Raw genomic sequence first — 3,104 nt, 5'->3', positions numbered from 1 at the left:
ACGTCCTTCACGGGGTGCTTACCAATAAGTGACAGAATGACAACGCCTACGGTGGGTAGCGTTCTACCGGTGAACGCGCAACCAAGGAGTAACATCGCGTAGGTGACGACAATGTCAGTAAGCATAGAAATAATAAAAACGTTAGCTTTCATCACACCCCCTGAATAACCCCGACGTGTAAGCCGGGGTTATTGACAAAATAAGATCATTTAAAGGCAGACTTTCCGGCAAATTGAGCAGATGCGCCCAGCTCATCCTCAATTCTCATGAGCTGGTTATATTTTTCGATACGCTCACCCCTACACGGCGCTCCTGTTTTAAGATGGCCGGCACGCATGGCTACTGTCATATCGGCAATAAAGCTGTCCACCGTTTCACCGCTGCGGTGAGAAATAAATGCACCCCAGTTATTGTCATGACAGAGTTGAACCGCGTCAAAGGTTTCACTCAGGGAACCAATCTGGTTGAGTTTAATCAATACGGCGTTGGCAAGATTTTCATCGATACCACGCTGGATATACTTCACATTGGTCACAAACAGATCGTCCCCGACCAGTTCCACCTGCTCCCCTAGCGTATCATGCAGAAATTTCCATCCCGTCCAGTCATCCTCAGCGAGACCGTCTTCAATCAGGGCTATCGGGAAGTTTTTCACCAGCGTCTGATAGTAGTTAGTCATTTCCTCTGAGGTCAGCTCAGCATTTTCTGTGTTCAGATGATATTTTCCGTCCCGGTAAAATTCACTTGAGGCCGGATCCATACAGATCATAATGTCTTCACCAGGGCTGTATCCGGCTTTCTCAATGGCCAGCACAATCAGCTCCAGCGGCTCACGATTTGACGAAACAGCCGGTGCAAAACCGCCTTCATCCCCCACACCGGTAGACAGCCCCTTCTCAAGAAGAACCAGGCGAAGAGCCTGATACACTTCACTTCCCCAGCGCACAGCTTCCCTGAATGTTGGTGCTCCGCAAGGGGCTATCATGTATTCCTGAAAGTCAGCCCCCTGCCCGCGGGCATGAACTCCTCCGTTAATAATGTTCATGCAGGGTACCGGTAGAAGGGTAGCGCCGATCCCCCCAAGGTAGCGGTACAAAGGCGTATGGGATAGCTGAGCCGCCAGTCGCGATACGGCCAGTGACACGCCCAAAATAGCATTTGCCCCCAGACGTGCTTTGTTGTCCGTTCCGTCCAGAGCAATCATGATGTTATCGATGCCACGCTGATCACGCACATCATGCCCTTTAAGGCTGTCAAAAATTTCGGAATTAACGCTTTCAATAGCGTTGAGAACACCCTTTCCGCCAAAGCGTGATTTGTCACTGTCGCGGCGCTCAATGGCCTCACGCGAACCGGTACTGGCTCCGGAAGGGACTGAGGCTCTTGCCATCGCACCACACTGGGTTGTGACATCGACTTCTATCGTCGGGTTACCCCGTGAGTCCAGGATTTCACGGGCAACGATTTTCTCAATAATAAAGCTCATATAAACCTCGGGTATCAGTGAGTAATAATATGTTTAATCAATACATCGACGGTCAGGTGGTTAATGAATTCAATTGAATGGGAAGAGATCATCCCGAACAGCCTATTTTTGTGCCCCATAATTACCAGATCAATGCCCGCCCCGGTGACGCAGGTTTCGACATCCCTGAAACGGCTGATGGTTACGATTTCTTTGACATCCACAGGAAAGCTCACTGTTTCTACCAACCGGCTCAGCATGCCTTTGGCCGCAATAATTTCAGCCGACTGCCGGTCTTTAGTTAATCCGTCAGAGGCAATGTCTAACTCCCGGTAGTCTGTAATAAGGTGGCCAAGGGTGATCGCCGTTCCTTGCTCATGAAAATTTTGAGCAACACTCTGGAGCAGAAACTGGCCGTCCGACTCATCGCTGAGCAATATGAGAGCATGTTTATACATTGGCATTGATTACCTCCGGGACGTTGAAAGAGCACTCGTTAACCACGGCAGTATGTCCTTTTTCCTGCTGATAATCCCGGGCAGGGACAAACTCACTAAGCTGAGCGCATTATTCTCTGAGAAATATAACGTTGAGTTTTTTTGAAAAATATCGGTGACAGCAAACGCTGCAATATCAATCCCGCCGGACTGACATTCTTCCTCAAGCGATGTTAAAAGGTCGGACAGAACTGAATCGACTTCGGACATGCTCGCAACTTCAATTTGTGACAACAGCACCGACAGGCCGTTAATCTGGTAGCACTTGGCATCCTTCATGAGAAGGGTGTGGGGGTTCAGCCCCCGGATATCGGTTTTGGCAGCCAGTAGCCCCTTAACAAAATGGTCATAGTTGAGCTTGCTGATGGGGATTAAAGCCTTTACGGCGGCAATATCATGCACGGTCGTCGTTGGTGAGCTGAGGGCAACTGTATCGCTAATAATTGCCCCTAACATCAGGGTAGCCTGAGAGGTAGAAATACTCAGTTGGTTTTCACAGGAAAGGATGTGCCAGAGAATAGTGGCGCAACAACCGACGGCGCGTATCCATATGTCCGGTGGGTTTTGTGTCATAACGGTACCCAGCCTGTGATGGTCAATGATGCCAACAATATTGCTGAGAGCTAAAGAAGGTGGCCCTTGCTCCGCATCGGTAAAGTCGACCAGCCAGACCTGCTTTCCACTCAGATTTTCGTCAAGCAATCGAGGGGGGGCAACGCCAGCCTGCTGTAAAATGAAGGCAGTTTCAGGGGCGATTTCGCCCAGCCGAAATGGGGTTGCAGACTTTCCAAGCATGGTTAACCAGTCCGCGGTGACAAGTGCACTACAGATACTGTCGCTGTCGGGGTTTTGATGACCAAAAACATAAATCATAGCGACACCTTTAAAAAATAAGGTGAGCAATGCAGTAACGAATGACTATAAGGAATTTTTTTCATAAGAGTACCTGAGATACGTGCCTAAGGAGAAAAGCAAAAATGTATATCAGGCGTCATCATCCGGACTGGACAGCCCGGCGGTTGGGAAAGGTGGAACACCATCACCTTAGTAAAAATCATAGGTGAAAATCGCGATGTACGCAACAAAAGTTCCTGCATTTTCAGCCAGAGCTAAATCGGCAGAACGGTAGCACGCCTGCGGCG

At 49.3% G+C, this 3,104-nt stretch carries 3 protein-coding genes and 1 riboswitch; all 3 genes read right to left on the bottom strand.

The features are described from left to right. Window positions 1-205 precede the first annotated feature (205 nt). Genes eno through U869_RS0127660 form a run of 3 tightly spaced genes read right to left on the bottom strand, consistent with a single transcriptional unit; the run spans window position 206 to window position 2,835 of the window. Window positions 206-1,486: a phosphopyruvate hydratase gene (gene eno, locus U869_RS0127670; protein WP_025123827.1), complete on the bottom strand. Its 1,281-nt coding sequence runs from the start codon at window positions 1,484-1,486 to the stop codon at window positions 206-208. 14 nt (window positions 1,487-1,500) lie between these two features. After that, window positions 1,501-1,929 (bottom strand): universal stress protein, encoded by a 429-nt coding sequence (locus U869_RS0127665; protein ID WP_025123826.1) that lies wholly within the window; start codon window positions 1,927-1,929, stop codon window positions 1,501-1,503. A 3-nt stretch (window positions 1,930-1,932) separates the two neighbouring features. After that, window positions 1,933-2,835 carry a manganese-dependent inorganic pyrophosphatase gene (locus tag U869_RS0127660; RefSeq protein ID WP_025123825.1) on the bottom strand — a complete coding sequence of 301 codons (903 nt, stop codon included), beginning with the start codon at window positions 2,833-2,835 and terminating at the stop codon, window positions 1,933-1,935. Between the two features lie 105 nt (window positions 2,836-2,940). After that, a riboswitch (Fluoride riboswitch) is annotated at window positions 2,941-3,015 on the bottom strand. Window positions 3,016-3,104: the final 89 nt, after the last annotated feature.

The sequence above is a fragment of the Serratia sp. H1w genome, assembly GCF_000633355.1.
In the GTDB taxonomy this organism is placed as follows: Bacteria; Pseudomonadota; Gammaproteobacteria; order Enterobacterales; family Enterobacteriaceae; genus Chania.
This window is presented reverse-complemented; position numbering and strand designations above follow the sequence as displayed.

Excerpts from the sequence above, each read along its gene's own strand:
- eno (WP_025123827.1), bottom strand. The coding sequence starts at position 1,486 with ATGAGCTTTATTATTGAGAAAATCGTTGCCCGTGAAATCCTGGACTCA.
- U869_RS0127665 (WP_025123826.1), bottom strand. The coding sequence starts at position 1,929 with ATGCCAATGTATAAACATGCTCTCATATTGCTCAGCGATGAGTCGGAC.
- U869_RS0127660 (WP_025123825.1), bottom strand. The coding sequence starts at position 2,835 with ATGATTTATGTTTTTGGTCATCAAAACCCCGACAGCGACAGTATCTGT.